16 protein-coding genes are annotated in these 15,702 nt (G+C 31.3%); 6 read left to right on the top strand and 10 right to left on the bottom strand.

Annotation, left to right across the window (positions count from 1 at the left end; translation table 11 throughout):
- Window positions 1–2 precede the first annotated feature (2 nt).
- The 7 genes from AAON49_RS00865 to AAON49_RS00835 all read right to left on the bottom strand — a co-directional run bounded on the left by AAON49_RS00865 (window position 3) and on the right by AAON49_RS00835 (window position 6,279).
- On the bottom strand, window positions 3–1,586 hold the full coding sequence (locus AAON49_RS00865) for a sensor histidine kinase (protein ID WP_349551939.1): 1,584 nt from the start codon (window positions 1,584–1,586) through the stop codon (window positions 3–5).
- Between the two features lie 102 nt (window positions 1,587–1,688).
- Window positions 1,689–2,285 (bottom strand): dephospho-CoA kinase, encoded by a 597-nt coding sequence (gene coaE, locus AAON49_RS00860; protein WP_349551938.1) that lies wholly within the window; start codon window positions 2,283–2,285, stop codon window positions 1,689–1,691.
- Window position 2,286: 1 nt separating this feature from the next.
- Window positions 2,287–3,228: a CdaR family protein gene (locus tag AAON49_RS00855; RefSeq protein WP_349551936.1), complete on the bottom strand. Its 942-nt coding sequence runs from the start codon at window positions 3,226–3,228 to the stop codon at window positions 2,287–2,289.
- A 110-nt stretch (window positions 3,229–3,338) separates the two neighbouring features.
- Window positions 3,339–3,662 carry a preprotein translocase subunit YajC gene (gene yajC / locus AAON49_RS00850; RefSeq protein ID WP_349551935.1) on the bottom strand — a complete coding sequence of 108 codons (324 nt, stop codon included), beginning with the start codon at window positions 3,660–3,662 and terminating at the stop codon, window positions 3,339–3,341.
- On the bottom strand, window positions 3,662–4,126 hold the full coding sequence (locus AAON49_RS00845; protein ID WP_349551933.1) for a DUF1573 domain-containing protein: 465 nt from the start codon (window positions 4,124–4,126) through the stop codon (window positions 3,662–3,664). Before AAON49_RS00845 ends, yajC begins: the two co-directional genes overlap by 1 nt.
- A gap of 30 nt (window positions 4,127–4,156) precedes the next feature.
- Entirely contained in the window at window positions 4,157–5,095 is a 939-nt protein-coding gene (gene nusB / locus AAON49_RS00840; protein WP_349551931.1) for a transcription antitermination factor NusB, read from the bottom strand.
- Between the two features lie 83 nt (window positions 5,096–5,178).
- Window positions 5,179–6,279 carry a Glu/Leu/Phe/Val family dehydrogenase gene (locus AAON49_RS00835; RefSeq protein WP_349551930.1) on the bottom strand — a complete coding sequence of 367 codons (1,101 nt, stop codon included), beginning with the start codon at window positions 6,277–6,279 and terminating at the stop codon, window positions 5,179–5,181.
- A 137-nt stretch (window positions 6,280–6,416) separates the two neighbouring features.
- Here AAON49_RS00835 and AAON49_RS00830 point away from each other — a divergent pair, with 137 nt between their 5' ends.
- Window positions 6,417–8,183 carry an ABC transporter ATP-binding protein gene (locus AAON49_RS00830; protein WP_349551929.1) on the top strand — a complete coding sequence of 589 codons (1,767 nt, stop codon included), beginning with the start codon at window positions 6,417–6,419 and terminating at the stop codon, window positions 8,181–8,183.
- A 79-nt stretch (window positions 8,184–8,262) separates the two neighbouring features.
- Entirely contained in the window at window positions 8,263–8,619 is a 357-nt protein-coding gene (locus AAON49_RS00825) for a PUR family DNA/RNA-binding protein (RefSeq protein ID WP_349551927.1), read from the top strand.
- A 59-nt stretch (window positions 8,620–8,678) separates the two neighbouring features.
- Here the strand turns inward: AAON49_RS00825 and AAON49_RS00820 are convergent, their stop codons facing one another.
- From AAON49_RS00820 to AAON49_RS00810, 3 genes are read right to left on the bottom strand one after another with little or no spacing between them, the layout of a single operon-like run.
- On the bottom strand, window positions 8,679–9,737 hold the full coding sequence (locus AAON49_RS00820) for a chorismate-binding protein (RefSeq protein ID WP_349551926.1): 1,059 nt from the start codon (window positions 9,735–9,737) through the stop codon (window positions 8,679–8,681).
- Window positions 9,734–10,585 (bottom strand): alpha/beta hydrolase family protein, encoded by an 852-nt coding sequence (locus AAON49_RS00815; RefSeq protein ID WP_349551925.1) that lies wholly within the window; start codon window positions 10,583–10,585, stop codon window positions 9,734–9,736. The genes AAON49_RS00820 and AAON49_RS00815 overlap by 4 nt, the downstream gene beginning before the upstream one ends.
- Before the next feature lies 1 nt (window position 10,586).
- Complete coding sequence (locus AAON49_RS00810) at window positions 10,587–11,006, bottom strand: PaaI family thioesterase (RefSeq protein ID WP_349551924.1); 420 nt, start codon at window positions 11,004–11,006, stop codon at window positions 10,587–10,589.
- Window positions 11,007–11,077: 71 nt separating this feature from the next.
- On the opposite strand from AAON49_RS00810, the gene AAON49_RS00805 reads away from it, so the two are divergent.
- The 4 genes from AAON49_RS00805 to AAON49_RS00790 all read left to right on the top strand — a co-directional run.
- Window positions 11,078–11,572 carry an IS1096 element passenger TnpR family protein gene (locus tag AAON49_RS00805; RefSeq protein WP_349551922.1) on the top strand — a complete coding sequence of 165 codons (495 nt, stop codon included), beginning with the start codon at window positions 11,078–11,080 and terminating at the stop codon, window positions 11,570–11,572.
- 66 nt (window positions 11,573–11,638) lie between these two features.
- Window positions 11,639–12,538 carry an ABC transporter ATP-binding protein gene (locus AAON49_RS00800; protein ID WP_349551920.1) on the top strand — a complete coding sequence of 300 codons (900 nt, stop codon included), beginning with the start codon at window positions 11,639–11,641 and terminating at the stop codon, window positions 12,536–12,538.
- 17 nt (window positions 12,539–12,555) lie between these two features.
- Window positions 12,556–13,401: an ABC transporter permease gene (locus AAON49_RS00795; protein ID WP_349551919.1), complete on the top strand. Its 846-nt coding sequence runs from the start codon at window positions 12,556–12,558 to the stop codon at window positions 13,399–13,401.
- A gap of 46 nt (window positions 13,402–13,447) precedes the next feature.
- The coding region (locus AAON49_RS00790) for an FIDD domain-containing protein (protein WP_502942877.1) at window positions 13,448–15,702 on the top strand (2,255 nt) is incomplete at its 3' end.

Genomic DNA, 15,702 nt, shown 5'->3' with positions numbered 1-15,702 from the left:
ATTTATATTAAAGGTAATTTTACTGTAAATGTGCTTCCTTTTCCTTTCTCGCTTTCTACAAAAACCGTTCCGTGATGATTATCTATGATTTCTTTTACATAAGCCAAACCTAAACCGTGACCTTTTACATCATGGATATTTCCTTTTTGTTCTCTGTAGAATTTATCGAAAATATACTTCTGAGCTTGCTTGCCCATTCCTATACCTTCGTCTTTTATTTTAATAATAATATTCTTATTTGTACTCTCTGTATAGATATCTATTTTAGGAGGATCAACTGAGTATTTTAAAGCATTCTCTAGCATATTTACCATTACATTGGTCATATGAAATTGATTTGCTAATGCTTCAGACTGTATAGCGTTAAAATGCGTTGTAATAGTTCCTTTTTTATCTAAAGCCAATAAATTAACGTGTGAAATAGCATCTTCTACTAAATCATGAATATCTACTGCATCTTTGTTAATTTCTATTTGATTTTTTTCGAGTCTAGAGATTCTTAGTACATTTTCTACTTGACCATGCATTCTTTTATTCTCATCTCTAATCATTTTTATATAACGAAGCACTTTTTCTTCGTCCTTTATAATTTTTGGATTTTTGATAGAATCTAATGCTAGATTGATTGTTGCAATTGGAGTCTTGAACTCATGTGTCATGTTATTAATGAAATCTGTTTTGATCTCAGATATCTTCTTTTGTTTAACCAATTGATACAATGAACTTGAGAAAGCTACAATAATGATGAAAATGAAAAATAACGACAGTAAAAGAATATATGATATGTCTGATAAGATATGTTTACTCTTTTCAGGAAAATTTACATACAACGTATGATCGCTGTATCCATTTTCATCTTTAAATAAAGGGTAATCATAACTTTTATCAGGATCTATTGTGAAATAACCCGATTTTAGTTTGGTTGCTAAACCATTATTATACACACCGTATTTAAAATCTATATCGATATTATTCTTTTCTAACTCTTCTCTTAATGTGGTATTGATTTCTCTGTTGCTAATTCTCTGATGAATTGGAAATTCATTTCGATAATCATTAAACACATCATTAATTTCTTTTCTATTAATCCACTCGTCAAACTTGCTAGTCTTTGAAAAACTTTTCTCATTAAAGTCGATTATTGATTTATCATCAGCAATTAACTGAGCGGTAAATCGGTCATTCCTTCTTGTAAATCTTGTCAATACTATGGTATCATTACTGAAAAACTGACTTTCATTAAGGATATCTAATGGTACTTTAAAATCTTCCTCAATAATTGTTGATCCAAAAGAAAACTTTCTATTATTAACCGTATCAATTTGTTGAATCAGATAGTTTTTAATTTCTGCTTTGTTTAAAAACTCCTTACTATCAAAAATCGGTTTGATTTTGTTATAATATAGATCTTGTTCTTTTAGCTTCAACCTTTCAGAAGCTCTTGCCATCGCCTTCTTTACATCATTATCAAATTGAGCATCTTTACTCTCAATTGCATTATTGATCCAATACAATTGTACAGAGATAATTCCTATCAAGGAAATACTCATTAACACAACAATAAGGACAAATATTCGTTTACCCATTACTCAAAAATAGAAGTTATAATTAGCTGGTTTTCGATTTTAACGTAGATTAACAAAACCAGTAAATTTTTAAGTAAATTTTAAGAAATAAACTGAATTATCCTAAAATAAAGTTTGTTTTTTTGTTAAAATATTGTGGATTTGTTGAACTTTTAACAAAGTTTCGTTTTTATTGAGATTCACTATCCTGTAGTTACAAAGCAATTTTTTTCTTGTATCGCTCCATTGATTTTTTATTCTTTCAAGAACTTCGTCTCTTGATATTTTATCTCTTAACATTACTCTTTGAATTCTAGTTTCTAAAGGAGCTGTTACTGCGATAACAAAATCACAAAACTGATCGCTATTAATTTCAAAAAGTATTGCATTCTCGTAGACAATTATGGCTTCATCATTTTGGTTATCAATAAACTTTTGAAAATGTTTTTTTACAACCGGATGAACAATAGCGTTTAATTTTTGTAACCTAACCGAATCCTTAAAAACTAAAGAAGATATATAGGGTCTGTTTAACTGATTGTTCTTGTAAGATTCAGCACCAAATTCTAAAATTACTTGTTCTTTAATTTCATCAGAATCATTCATTAACTTTTTGGCTTCAATATCTGCATGGTAATAAACTGTATTATCATATGCTAAAAAGCTTTCAGCAACAAAAGATTTACCACTTCCTATACCACCTGTTATTCCTACAACCATCTTATTTCTCTATGACAAAGTCTATTTTATTGGGCGCTATTTTAACATTCTTAACCAAATTAGATTGTTGTTTTATTTTAGGAACTAAATACAACAAACTATTATTGGCAGATAACTTATAATCACATTCTATTAAAAAAGAAGAAGAAGTAATTTTATTGAAATTAGACAAAGCAATCTTATAAGTAAGATCTACCTCTTTTGGAAACGTATTGATTACAATATCTTCCGGTAAATTAATTACTGTAAAAGGTACTTTCATGGTTCCTTCAGTAAACTTTTCTACATTAGCTTCCACCCTCACTTTATCAGTGTTTAACTTTATGTTATTCTCCTTAGAGAAGCTTTCTAATAACAATTCGCTATTGATTGGTTCGCTAAGATTATTTCGGGTTAACAATATTGTTTTTACAAACTTAACAGTATCAATAAGTTTTTCTGGTCCTGATATAACTACAGAATCTGGAGAAACTTTCATATCTCCTTCCATATCGTAACCTGCTTGATAGGATAAATTTGTATTGAGATGAACAGGAACTTTTTTCTGACTTAAAAATCCTAAACTAAAAAATAAAGAGTCTTTAATAAAATGATCTATTGTTACCCCGTTATTCATTTGACGCTGAACAGCTAATCTTTGTTGAGCTAACAATAAAAAATAATCTGTTTTGGATTTAGAAGTTAGATTAGAAGCATCGATTTTTATTGTTTTTGGAAATAATTTCCCAGAAATAATTTTGAACCCTGACGTTTTTACATGAATATCTATCTCTTTTGCAGGCTCTTTTTGCAACAACTTATCATTCGGTAAGTTTTCGTATGATACAGGATAACTGATGGTGCTCTCATATTCTTTAGAGAGTTTGGTTAAAAACCAAAATACAATAGAAGCAAGAATGAATAAGATGAAGTTCTTAGATATAGAATTGTTTCTTGCTTTCAAATTTTTGATTTTTAAATGATATGCAATCTAATTAATCCTTAAAGAACCTCAAAATTAAGGCATAAAAAAAGTGAGCGTAAAGCTCACTTTTAGTTTATTATCAGAATAAATTATTTCTTCTGTGGAGTATTGTATTTTTTACTTAGTTCTACAGAAATTGCTTCTCTTTCGAACTTTATTTTTCCAGCTCCTGTCTCAATAGTAACTGTTCCATCAGTATCGTTCATGTCGACTATTTTTCCATGAATTCCGCTAGAAGTAATTACTTTCGAGCCTCTTTTCAACTCTTCTCTAAATTTCTTTTCTTTCTTTCTTTTTCTACTTTGAGGTAGAATCATAAAGAAATAAAACACGATAATGATTGCCAAAAAAGGCAACATACTAGAAAATGGTGAAGCTGTTTCAGCTTGTAAAAAAATTGATTGTGTTAGCATTAACTTTTAGCTTTTGGAGTTACATTACCTTTTATTACTAATACTTCTCTTCCTTTAGCCGTATTTGTATATAAAGTAATCGTTTTGTTTTGTCTATTAGGTTTTCCTGCAGTATTAAACTTAGCTAATATTTTAGAGGACTCTCCTGGTTTGATTGCTTCTCTTGGCCATTTAGGTACAGTACATCCGCAAGAAGGTTGAGCGTTGGTAATGACCAAATCTGTTTTTCCAGAATTTGTAACTGTAAATTCTACATCTACAATATCTCCTTCTTTTACAGTACCAAAATTAAATTCTGTTTTGTCAAATGAAATTAATGCAGCGCCTTTACTTATTTCTACATCTCTCTTTTTTGCATTTTCTAAATTGGTAATATTTACTTTAGAAGATGCATTGGTTTGATTGCACGAGATCAAAACAATCGTTGACAAAGCTAGTATTGAGGCTATAACTATTTTTCTCATGATGTTTAATTTTTTTGTAAAAATAAGAAATTAAAGCAATCCTCTCCCTACTTTAACCAATCTTTTACTTTCTGTATATTCTTTAGAAAGTTTATCTAAAACTCCATTTACAAAATAACCACTTTTTTGGGTTGAATAGTCTTTAGCTACTTCTATATATTCATTAATTGTTACTCTTGTAGGTATTGATGGGAAATGTAGAAATTCACAAATTCCCATTTTAATTAGAATCATATCAATATCTGCTATCCTATCAGATTCCCAGTTAGGAGTATGATTTTTAATGTCATCCTCAAAAGTATGATGATGCAGCATTACTTTTTTGTACAATTCAGACACAAATTCTTCATCATCACTATTCTTGTATAAAGAACCTAACATAAAAGGTCCATTCGTGTTTTGCTTATTTAAAGATCTTACCACCCATGTATTTACAAAAGGAATATCATCTACCCAAGTAATATTAGTATCTTCAAAATATTCGGCTAATTTTTCGTTTGGAGCAATTATTTCTTTGTAAAAATCGATTACAAAACTCTTGTCTACCTTGTAAGAATCTTCTACGGTGTTTAAATATCTTCTGTAAAGGTCGCTCTTTTGAAGTTGATCCCACATGATCTTAACATATTCATCATCCATAGACCAGTTGTTCAATTTTTTAGCTTCTAAATGCAAGGCTACTGAGCTACTTTCTGCTATTTTTTTGATAAGTCTATTGTTGATAAACTTTGTATTGGGAGATAAATCTTCTTTGGTTGCTAAATATTTTTTCTTGGAAATTTCTATTTTTTGTTCAGCGTGTTTCTGAACTTCAACCATTAAGTAAAGTAATAAAACATAAAGATCAAACATCTTTTGAATGCTGTGTTTCAGGAACTTTTCTTCTTTTACGATATCATCATTATGAGATTGAATCATCGCGTACACAGATTGCATTACTTTAACTCGTATATGTCTTCTATTGATCATGGAAAGAACTTATTATCATAAAAAAGAGCGAATGAAAATTTTTCAAACGCTCTGCAAAAATATAATTATTTCTTTTACTCTGCTTAAGAGTTTATCTCTTTTTTACGAGTATCTATTCTATTCTGTGCAATATTGAATGCTGCTCTGTGTGTTGTGATATTTTCTTTCTCTGAAAGTTCAAAAATCTCTAGAGTAGTATTATAAATATTTTCAGTTTTTCGAATGCTTTCTTCTTTATTATAACCTTCTAACTCAGCGTATACATTAATAATCCCTCCAGCATTAATTAAGAAATCTGGCGCGTATGCTATTCCTCTTTCTTTTAACAATCTTCCATGTTTTACTTCATCAGCCAATTGATTATTAGCTGCACCAGCAATAATTTTAGCATTTAACTGATTGATGGTATTATCGTTTACTGTTGCTCCTAAAGCGCATGGCGCATAAATATCGATATCTAAACCGTAGATATCATTTCCTAAAACAACATTAGCGTTGTATTTTTTAGAAAGTTCTTCTAATCTCGCTTCATTGATATCATTGATAATTACTTGAGCTCCTTCATCGGTAATATGCTTCACTAAAGTTTCTCCAACGTGACCAACACCTTGTACCAAAACTTTTTTACCATCTAAATTTTCAGTTCCGTAAACATATTTAGAAGCAGCTTTCATACCCATGTAAACTCCGTAAGCTGTTACAGGTGATGGATTTCCAGAGCCTCCTTTAGATTCAGAAATTCCTGTAACATGAGGAGTTACTTCTCTAATAATATCCATATCTCTGGTTTCCATTCCTACATCTTCTGCAGTAATGTACTTACCACTTAAAGAATGAACAAACTCTCCAAATTTACGCATCAAATCGTCATTCTTTTGGGTCTTAGCATCTCCAATAATTACCGCTTTTCCTCCACCTAAATTAAGTCCAGTAATTGCAGACTTATAAGTCATTCCTCTAGACAAACGTAAAACGTCATTCAAAGCATCCCATTCACTTTTATATGTCCACATTCTAGTTCCTCCTAAAGCTGGCCCTAAAACTGTATTATGGATTCCAATTATTGCTTTTAAACCCGTATCTTCGTCGTTGCAAAAAACGATCTGTTCATGGCCGTCAAAAGACAATTGACCAAACACTGGATCGTTCTTAATTGCGTCAGTATCTATGATTTGTGCTGTCATTTATATTTTTTTAATGTTTGAAAAATTAAATATTTCTCAAAAAAGAACATGCAAAAATACGATATCTTCAAATCATAGCAAATAAAATATCGTTTAATTATACATACTTTAACAAAAAGACGTTTGCAAGAACCTACATGAAAGCCCTTAAATACTTAAATAAATACTTTGTTAAATACAAATGGCGAATACTAATAGGAATCTTCATCACCATTTTATCTAAGATTTTTGCATTGCAAATTCCTAGAATTATTAGTGAATCTTTAAACGGTGTTGAAAACTATATGCAAGCAAAAAAATTAGGATTGAATCCTGATATTTCTCTTGTTAAATCAGAATTATTGTGGAACATACTTATCATTATAGGGGCAGCAATTTTATCTGGTTTTTTCACTTTTTTAATGAGACAGACTATTATTGTTACCTCACGCCTAGTTGAATTTGATTTAAAGAATGAAATCTACCAACAATACCAAAGGCTTTCTTTAAATTTTTATAAAAAAAATAGAACAGGAGATTTAATGAATAGAATTAGTGAAGATGTTTCTAAAATAAGAATGTACTTTGGGCCAGCTTTAATGTATGCAATTAACATGATTTTTTTATTCATTGTAGGTTTTACACAGATGCTTAAAGTAGATACTAAGTTAACACTGTATACATTAATACCATTCCCCGTTTTATCAATATCTGTTTTCTTTATCAGTAGAATAATTAGCAAGAAGAGTACTATTGTTCAACAATACTTATCAAAACTTACAACCTACAATCAAGAATTCTTTTCCGGAATTAATGTTGTAAAATCTTACGGAATTGAACCTGTAGTTATTTCTAATTTCAACAAATTAGCAGATGACAGCAAGCAAAAGAATATAGATCTAAGTAAAGTACAAGCTTTATTTTTTCCGTTAATGATTTTACTCATAGGGATCAGTAATCTGTTGGTAATTTATGTTGGAGGTAAGCAATACATCAATGGAGAAATACAAATTGGAGTAATTGCAGAGTTTATCATTTATGTGAACATGCTTACATGGCCTGTAGCAATAGTTGGCTGGGTAACGTCTACCGTAAAAACTGCAGAAGCTTCTCAAAAAAGAATTAATGAATTCCTACAAGAAATTCCTGAAGTACAAAATGAAACCTCTGAAAGCTTTAAAGTAAATGGAAAAATAGAGTTTGACAATGTTTCCCTTGTCTATGATGATACAAATATTGAAGCGCTTAAAGGCATTAGCTTTACTGTTGAATCTGGAGAAACACTAGCTATTTTCGGAAAAACAGGGTCAGGAAAATCTAGCATTGTTAATCTAGTTTCAAGATTGTATGATACTACAAGCGGATTGGTAAAAATAGATAATCATTCTATTCACACAATTAATCTAGATGATTTAAGAAATAGTATTGGTTTTGTTCCTCAAGATCCTTTCCTATTTTCTGATACGATTGCCAATAATATAAAGTTTGGTAAAGAGAACGCCACAGAAATTGAGATTATTGAAGCTGCTAAAAAAGCTGTTGTTCATCAAAATATTGTTGATTTCAAAGATGGTTATAAAACCATTTTAGGAGAACGTGGAGTTACATTATCTGGAGGACAAAAACAACGTGTATCCATTGCTAGAGCTATTATTAAAGATCCAGAAATATTAATTTTTGACGATTGTCTTTCTGCTGTTGACACAGAAACTGAAGAGCAAATTTTAGCAAATTTAGATCAAGTATCTAAAGACAAGACAACATTCATTATTAGTCATAGAGTTTCTTCTGCAAAAAATGCTGATAAGATCATTATTTTAGAAGACGGGAAGATTATTCAACAAGGCACTCATAATCAACTAATAAGAGAAAAAGGGTATTATAAAGAGCTTTATGAACAGCAACTTCTTGAGAAAGAAATCTAGTCTGAGATTTTGCCAAGACAAATATTTTGTTAGATTTGTTGCTTATTTTAAACAAACAACATAATATTTTAATAAAGTTATGGCTGAAAGAGTTGAGCAAGAAGAAATATTTTCACAGGTATTAAGAGCAGGAAGGAGAACTTACTTTTTTGATGTTAGATCTACTAAAGCGGATGATTATTACTTAACAATCACTGAAAGTAAGAAGTTTACACATGATGATGGGTCTTACCATTATCAAAAGCATAAAATTTATCTTTATAAAGAAGATTTTACTGATTTTCAAGAAATGCTAAAGAAAGCCACTGATTTTATTGTAGAGGAGAAAGGTGCTGAAGTAATTAGCGAGCGTCATCAAAAAGATTATAAAAAAGATGAGGCTGTAGAAGAAAAAACAACAGAAAGTTTTACAGATGTTAGTTTCGAAGATATCTAACATTTAGATTCAAATTCAATTTACACTAAAAAGGTCGTCATTCAATTGACGACTTTTTTTTATAAAATACTTTTGATTGTTTGAGTTTTTGCCAACGTTTCTTTCCATTCTTTTAAAGAATCACTTTTTAAAGTTACTCCTCCTCCTACATATATATGAGCATGTTGGTTAACAAACTCAACACAACGAAGGTTGACAAAAAGTTCTGTTTTAGTTGTTGTATTTATCTCACCTAAAAATCCTGTATAATAGTTTCTAGAATAATTTTCATTCTCCAAAATAAATTGTTTGGCCGCTTTTTTTGGCAAACCACAAACTGCAGGTGTAGGATGTAAAGTTTTTACTAAAGATTTTAGATTTGAATTTTGAATCCTCCCTGTTATATCTGCCTTTAAATGCAATAAACTACCCGCTCTAGCTGTATATGTTTCCGAAACTTTAAAATCTTCTAAAACGATTCCATTTTCTTTATTTTGAATTTGAGAGACTATATAATCTACAACATATTGATGCTCTTTCTTTTCTTTCTCCCCCCAAATAGGATCTAAATTTCCTTGAAACTTTTGCGTGCCAGCCAAAGCCATCGTAGCAAACTTTTTCTCTTCTAAAGTTATCAATCTCTCTGGTGTAGCTCCCATCCATAAACCAACTTTAGGATGAAACCACACATAGACCATCGCATTTTTATATTGAAATAATAATCTCTTAAAAGTAGAAACTAAATCTAATTTTGATAATTCTACTATTTCCTTTCTAGACAACACCACTTTTTTGAAATGGTTATTTTCAATAGCCTTGATTCCTTTATTCACTAAATCAATATGTGAATTCTTATCAGAATAAACTACAGACAAAGAGTTTTCAATCTTCTTTATAACATGCTCATCAATCTCTTCTTCCAATACTTCACAATCTCTTTTCAGAAAAATTATAGAACCATTAATATCAAACTCAAAAGGAGCAAAAACAAAACCTTCTGATTCTAGCGACGAATCATAATGTAAGGTTGAATCTTTACAGGTATAAGCTACAAGTTTCTCTTCATTAGGTTTCCTAGAGCAAACAAATGGCAAGTTTTTAGAAAACTGATCTGATATTTTATCAAAAATAATACTCAATCTAATTGATTTAAAAGTTCTCTAGACAATCTACTATAACTAGTCCAAACTAATCCATGTCCAGCTTCTGGAATTGTAACAAGTGTAAATTGACTACTAGGAAAAATTGTTTGTAAATATTCTGAATTGCTAAAAGGAACAATTCCATCGTCATCACCATGAATACTAATAATTGTATTGGGGTTTTGATTCCATTGTTTTTCAAATTTTTCTAAATCTTGCTTGTGTGACATTTTCTCTTTAGAAGCTTGTTTCCATATGGGAGGTACCATCCATCTTGTTAGTTTCCATTTATAAAAATTCAACATCCAAGGCATGGGCTCAACTTTACTGTACACAGCTGGAGCAAATAAAATAACTTTCTTGTATTTTCTTTTAGAAGCCAAGACAATGGGTCCACCATAAGAGTAACCTACAACAATTGTTTTATGAGGATTTAAATCTTTGGTTATACTTTCCAGCATTTCAGTTTCAAATGCAATTGATTCCTGAACATTGTTCTTTTCTTTATAATTATAACCAATTCTGTCATACACAATCATGTTAGCTTTTGCTAACATTAAACTATCGGTCATATAGCGCTTAAAATCTAAAACAGAGCCAATGGTTCCGTGTACAAAAACTATAGTTGGTAAAGTTGTATCTCTTAGAATACTTACCTTTCTATAATCAAAGGTTTTAAACTTTTCTTTAGAGATAACTGGAGTAACTCCTAATTCTTGAAACTCACTCCTAACTTTTTCATCTGATTTTGGTGACGTAGCCCAATAAAATAGGGCATAAAGCCCTATAAAAATTATGAATAGAGCTATTCCTAGAATCTTTAGAACCTTTTTAACAATTTTCACGTTACTTTCTCTTTTCTAAAACGATACTAGTCATCTTACAAACAGAGATTAGTTTTTCATTTTCATCAGTAATCTTCACTTCCCATAAATGAGTAGATCTTCCTTTGTGAATATTTTTAGCTGTTGCAAAAACAACACCTTCAGTTTTACTTTTAATGTGATTGATAGATAATTCTATTCCGTTAACAAATTGGTTTTCATCATCAATGAAAAAAAGAGAGGCCGTACTTGCTACAGTTTCTGCCAAAGCAGCAGTAGCTCCACCATGCAATTGTCCATAAGGCTGATGTACTTTAGATGTTACTGGCATACTAGCCGTTAAGTAATCATCTCCAACATCAACATACTCTATATCAAGAGTTTCTAGAAGTGTATCTTTACGTTTCAGATTTAACTTTTTCAGAATTTCTACTTTCTCCATATGAATTCGTTAGTTGTGTAAAAATACATATAAATTATTGTAATTTTGTTGCGTAATTTATAGGAGAATAGATGTATAAAATTCGTGTCATTTTAGATACACAAGAAGATGTAATAAGGACTGTTTTGGTAGATCGATCTATCAACTTAGAAACACTTCATTATATAATTGCTAGATCATTTGGTTTTGACGGGCAAGAAATGGCTTCATTTTACAGGACAGATCACGATTGGAATCAAGGTGAAGAAATTCCTTTATTTAGTATGTCTGAAGCTGGCGAAGGTATTTCTATGCAGAATAGTTTTTTAAGAAAAAGTTTGCCGAATGTAAATGATAAATTAATCTATGTTTATGACTTTTTTAATATGTGGACATTTTATGTTGAAGCAATTGAAATTTTAGAAAAAACAAATCAAGATTTACCTAAAACTATTCTCTCAGTTGGAGAAATTCCACAAGAAGCACCCGAAAAAGAATTTGTTGCCGAAAATTTTGGAAATGAGAATGATGACGAATTTGGCGATGAGTTTGAAAGTCTAGATGATATAGACTTTGATAACTACTAACGTTAAAATTCTGTAACATATTTGTATCTTGGTCGTCATACAAACAATTAACCAACAGATACATTCTTGGAAACAATCTTATCACTTAGAGCTCTCGATAAAAAATATGGTCGAGTACATGCTGTCAATAATCTTTCTTTTGATATTCAAAAAGGAAATGTTTATGGAATCTTAGGTCCTAATGGTAGTGGAAAATCTACAACTTTAGGAATCATTTTAAATGTAGTAAACAGAACTTCTGGTGAGTTTAGCTGGTTTGACGGCAAACTCTCTACACATGAAGCTTTAAAAAGAGTTGGAGCTATTATAGAGCGCCCAAACTTTTATCCTTATATGACAGCAACTCAAAATTTATCTTTGATTTGTAAAATTAAAGGCATTTCTACTGATAGGATAGATGAAACCCTAAAAACTGTAAATCTTTACGAAAGAAGAAATAGTAAGTTTAGAACTTTTTCTTTAGGAATGAAACAACGTTTAGCAATTGCTTCTGCTTTGTTAAACAACCCTGAGATATTGATTCTTGATGAACCTACTAATGGGTTAGACCCACAAGGTATTCATGAGATTAGACAAATTATCAAAGGGATTGCCAAAAACGGAACTACCATTTTACTAGCTTCACATCTATTAGATGAAGTAGAAAAAGTATGTAGTCATGTTGTGGTGATTAGAAAAGGAGTAAAACTTTACAGTGGTAGAGTTGATGAAATGACTGCTTCTAACGGATTGTTTGAGTTAAAAGTTGATGCTGATGAAGAGAAACTCATGAAATTATTAGAAGAGCATAAAGGAATTGGAACAGTGAAAAAAGAAGATGAACTCATTATTGCCAATTTAAATGAACAAATGAGTGCAACTGAGATTAATTCCTTTTTATTTCAAAACGGAATTACCTTATCTCATTTGGTGAAGCGTAAGCCTAGCTTAGAACAACAATTCCTAGATTTAACCAACAACAACTAACCACTAAAATACAAGTCATGTTACGACTCTTAACCATAGAATTTCATAAATTAAGACATAATAGAGCCAGTAGAGTTCTAACCATTATTTACTTTGGTTTATTAACTTGTATTGCATTAATTGCTGCAATTAAGTTTGATATTGGACCTGTTAAGTTTCACTTAGCTGATGCAGGGATTTTTAACTTCCCTTACATCTGGCATTTTAACACATACATTGCTGCTATACTTAAATTCTTTTTACTACTGGTAATTGTTTCTATGATGGCAAATGAATACAGTTATAAAACCCTGAAACAGAATCTTATAGATGGGCTAAGCAAAAAAGAGTTTATTTTATCTAAATTCTACACTGTAATTGTTTTTGCCTTATTTTCTACAGTTTTTGTTTTTATAGTTTCTTTAATCCTTGGGCTTATTTACTCAGATTATAACGAGATTAACATCATAGTTACTGACATGCAATATCTAGTTGCATTTTTTATAAAACTTGTTGGATTCTTCTCTTTTGGGTTGTTCTTCGGAATTTTAGTAAAACGTTCTGCCTTTGCTGTTGGAGCCATGTTAGTCTGGCTTATTATTGAAGGAATAATGAAAGGACTTCTATTTTATACTTTTAGAAAAGCTGACAACATGAGTGAGCGCGTAAGTGAAATTATGCAATTCATGCCTTTTGAATCGATGTCAAATCTAATTAAAGAGCCTTTTTCTAGGCTAAATGCTGTAAGAACTGTTGCTAATCAAGTAGGAGAACAATTCACTAAAAGTTATGATGTACAGTTTTTGGATGTTATGATTGTTTCTGTATGGACATTCATCTTTATTTACTCATCTTATGCTCTGTTAAAAAAGAGGGATTTGTAATACTTTTCAGTTATATTTGGCGTTAGGATAAAATCAACGTCAACTAATGAAGAAATTATTACTTCTTGTTCTTTTATTATCTTCTTTTTCTGTCTTTTCTCAAAAGGAGGCTAATATTTGGTATTTTGGTAGAGGCGCCGGTATAGATTTTAATACAAGCCCACCTACAGCAATCACAGACGGTGTAATTAATACACTAGAAGGTTGTTCTACTTTTTCTGATTCTAATGGAAACTTACTTTTCTACACAGACGGAATTACAGTTTGGAATGCCAACCATCAAGTAATGAATTATACCAATGGTAATCCTGCTAACAATCTAGAAGGGAACCCTTCAAGTTCACAATCAGGAATTATTGTTCCAAGGCCAAATTCGCCAAATATTTATTACTTATTTACTGTTGACACAACCACTCCTGGTGGTGGAGCTCCTCAAGGGTTTAACCTGTACACAATAGACATGTCGTTAAACGGAGGTTTGGGTGAAGTAGAAGTGAATTTCACAAATCTTTCACCCGGTTCTTCTGAGAAAGTAACTTCAGTAAAAGGAGATGCTTGTAATACATTTTGGGTCATTACGGGTAACGGATTTCAATTTCAAGCTTATTTGATTGATGAAAATGGTGTCCAAACTACTCCAGTAACATCAAATGTTTCTACAGATACATCTAGAAGAGGATATTTAAAGGTTTCTCCAGACGGTTCAAAGCTTATCTCTGCTAATCAAGATAACAATAATGCTATATTGTATAGTTTCAATAATAGCACAGGTGTAGTTTCTGATGATGGTGTTTTACTTGTATCAGGAAGTTTTGCAGAACAGCCTTATGGTGTTGAATTTTCTAGAAACTCTTCCAAAGCATATATTTCAACAGTTTCTGGTTTTAGACAAAGCTTAGCTAATCCTGCTACTACATATAAATTGCTTCAGTTTGATTTAACTGCAGCTGATATTCCTGCTTCTAGAGCTCTTATACATGAGCAAGCTCCAGGAGCTACATATCCACAAGGAGGATTTAGAGGAGCTCTTCAATTAGGTCCAGACGGAAAAATATACGCTACCATTCCTGATGCATATAATGATGCTAATGGAGATGCAACTCACTTAGATGTTATTGAAAATCCAAATGATGATGCTGCCGATATCGTTTTTACAGAAGATGCAATATTTTTAGACGGTAGGTTATCAACTCAGGGGCTTCCTCCTTTTATTAGTTCAATATTATTACCTGTTGAAATTAGAGATGATGATACAGGTCAACTAATTAATGACCAAGATTTAGAATACTGCATTGGAGAAACAAAAACTTTAGGTCCATCAGCAATAACAGGAACAAGTATTACTTATGAATGGACGTTTGATGATGGTACTGGTGAAGTTGTAGTTGCTACTACTCAAAATTTAACTCTAACTAATATTCAACCTACAGATGCTGGAGACTATAAACTTAAAATAGAGCTTACAGATGCATGTGGAGTAATACTTGAGTTGGAAGGACAATTTACCGTTGGTGTTTTTGAAGCTGCCGCAGCTACTCAACCTACCAATATTATATTCTGTGATGTAGATAATGATGGATTTAATTCATTTGATTTAGCAACCCTGAAAGATGCTGAAATTTTAAATGGTTTGGCTCCTGCTACTTTTGAAGTAGCTTACTTTACTTCTATGGCTGATGCGACTGCCAATACAAATGCTTTAACAATTCCATATACAAACCCCACTGCATTTAGCAATCAAACAATCTATGCCCGTGTAATGAATAGAAATGCTCCTTCAGCTTGTTTTGATGTTACATCATTTTCACTTGCTGTTACAGGGTTACCAGTTCCAGTTCAACCAGTAGATTATGAGATTTGTGATGACACAACAGATGGTGATGATACCAATGGATTTGTTGGAAGCTTCTTGTTGAACACTAAAGACACTGAAATTCTTGGAACACTAGATCCTGCTCAATACAGTGTTTCTTATCATACATCCCTTACTGGAGCACAAACAAGTAGCTCTACAGATGTTATCGATAAAAACAACCCATACACCAACATCTCTGCAAACACACAACCCATTTTTGTTCGTGTGGAGAATGTTGATAATGTAGCTTGTAATGATACTTCTATCTCTTTCAATCTTATTGTTAGTGCATTGCCAACAATCAATGCTACTGTAGAATTAAAACAATGTGATAATGATACTGATGGGTTCTCTGTATTCAATCTTAATGAAGCTGCTACAGATATCTCTACCAATTACATCAATGAGACATTTATCTTTTATGAAACTCTAGCTGATGCTCAAGC

It is taken from the genome of Pseudotenacibaculum sp. MALMAid0570, from assembly GCF_040151415.1.
Classification (GTDB): domain Bacteria; phylum Bacteroidota; class Bacteroidia; order Flavobacteriales; family Flavobacteriaceae; genus Polaribacter.
Note: the sequence above shows the minus strand (reverse complement) of the source record. Positions and strands in the feature narration are given on the sequence as shown.

Coding starts and splice junctions, on each gene's coding strand:
- AAON49_RS00835 (WP_349551930.1), bottom strand. CDS start 6,279: ATGACAGCACAAATCATAGATACTGACGCAATTAAGAACGATCCAGTG.
- AAON49_RS00795 (WP_349551919.1), top strand. CDS start 12,556: ATGTTACGACTCTTAACCATAGAATTTCATAAATTAAGACATAATAGA.
- AAON49_RS00825 (WP_349551927.1), top strand. CDS start 8,263: ATGGCTGAAAGAGTTGAGCAAGAAGAAATATTTTCACAGGTATTAAGA.
- yajC (WP_349551935.1), bottom strand. CDS start 3,662: ATGCTAACACAATCAATTTTTTTACAAGCTGAAACAGCTTCACCATTT.
- AAON49_RS00805 (WP_349551922.1), top strand. CDS start 11,078: ATGTATAAAATTCGTGTCATTTTAGATACACAAGAAGATGTAATAAGG.
- AAON49_RS00845 (WP_349551933.1), bottom strand. CDS start 4,126: ATGAGAAAAATAGTTATAGCCTCAATACTAGCTTTGTCAACGATTGTT.
- nusB (WP_349551931.1), bottom strand. CDS start 5,095: ATGATCAATAGAAGACATATACGAGTTAAAGTAATGCAATCTGTGTAC.
- AAON49_RS00810 (WP_349551924.1), bottom strand. CDS start 11,006: ATGGAGAAAGTAGAAATTCTGAAAAAGTTAAATCTGAAACGTAAAGAT.
- AAON49_RS00865 (WP_349551939.1), bottom strand. CDS start 1,586: ATGGGTAAACGAATATTTGTCCTTATTGTTGTGTTAATGAGTATTTCC.
- AAON49_RS00830 (WP_349551929.1), top strand. CDS start 6,417: ATGAAAGCCCTTAAATACTTAAATAAATACTTTGTTAAATACAAATGG.
- coaE (WP_349551938.1), bottom strand. CDS start 2,285: ATGGTTGTAGGAATAACAGGTGGTATAGGAAGTGGTAAATCTTTTGTT.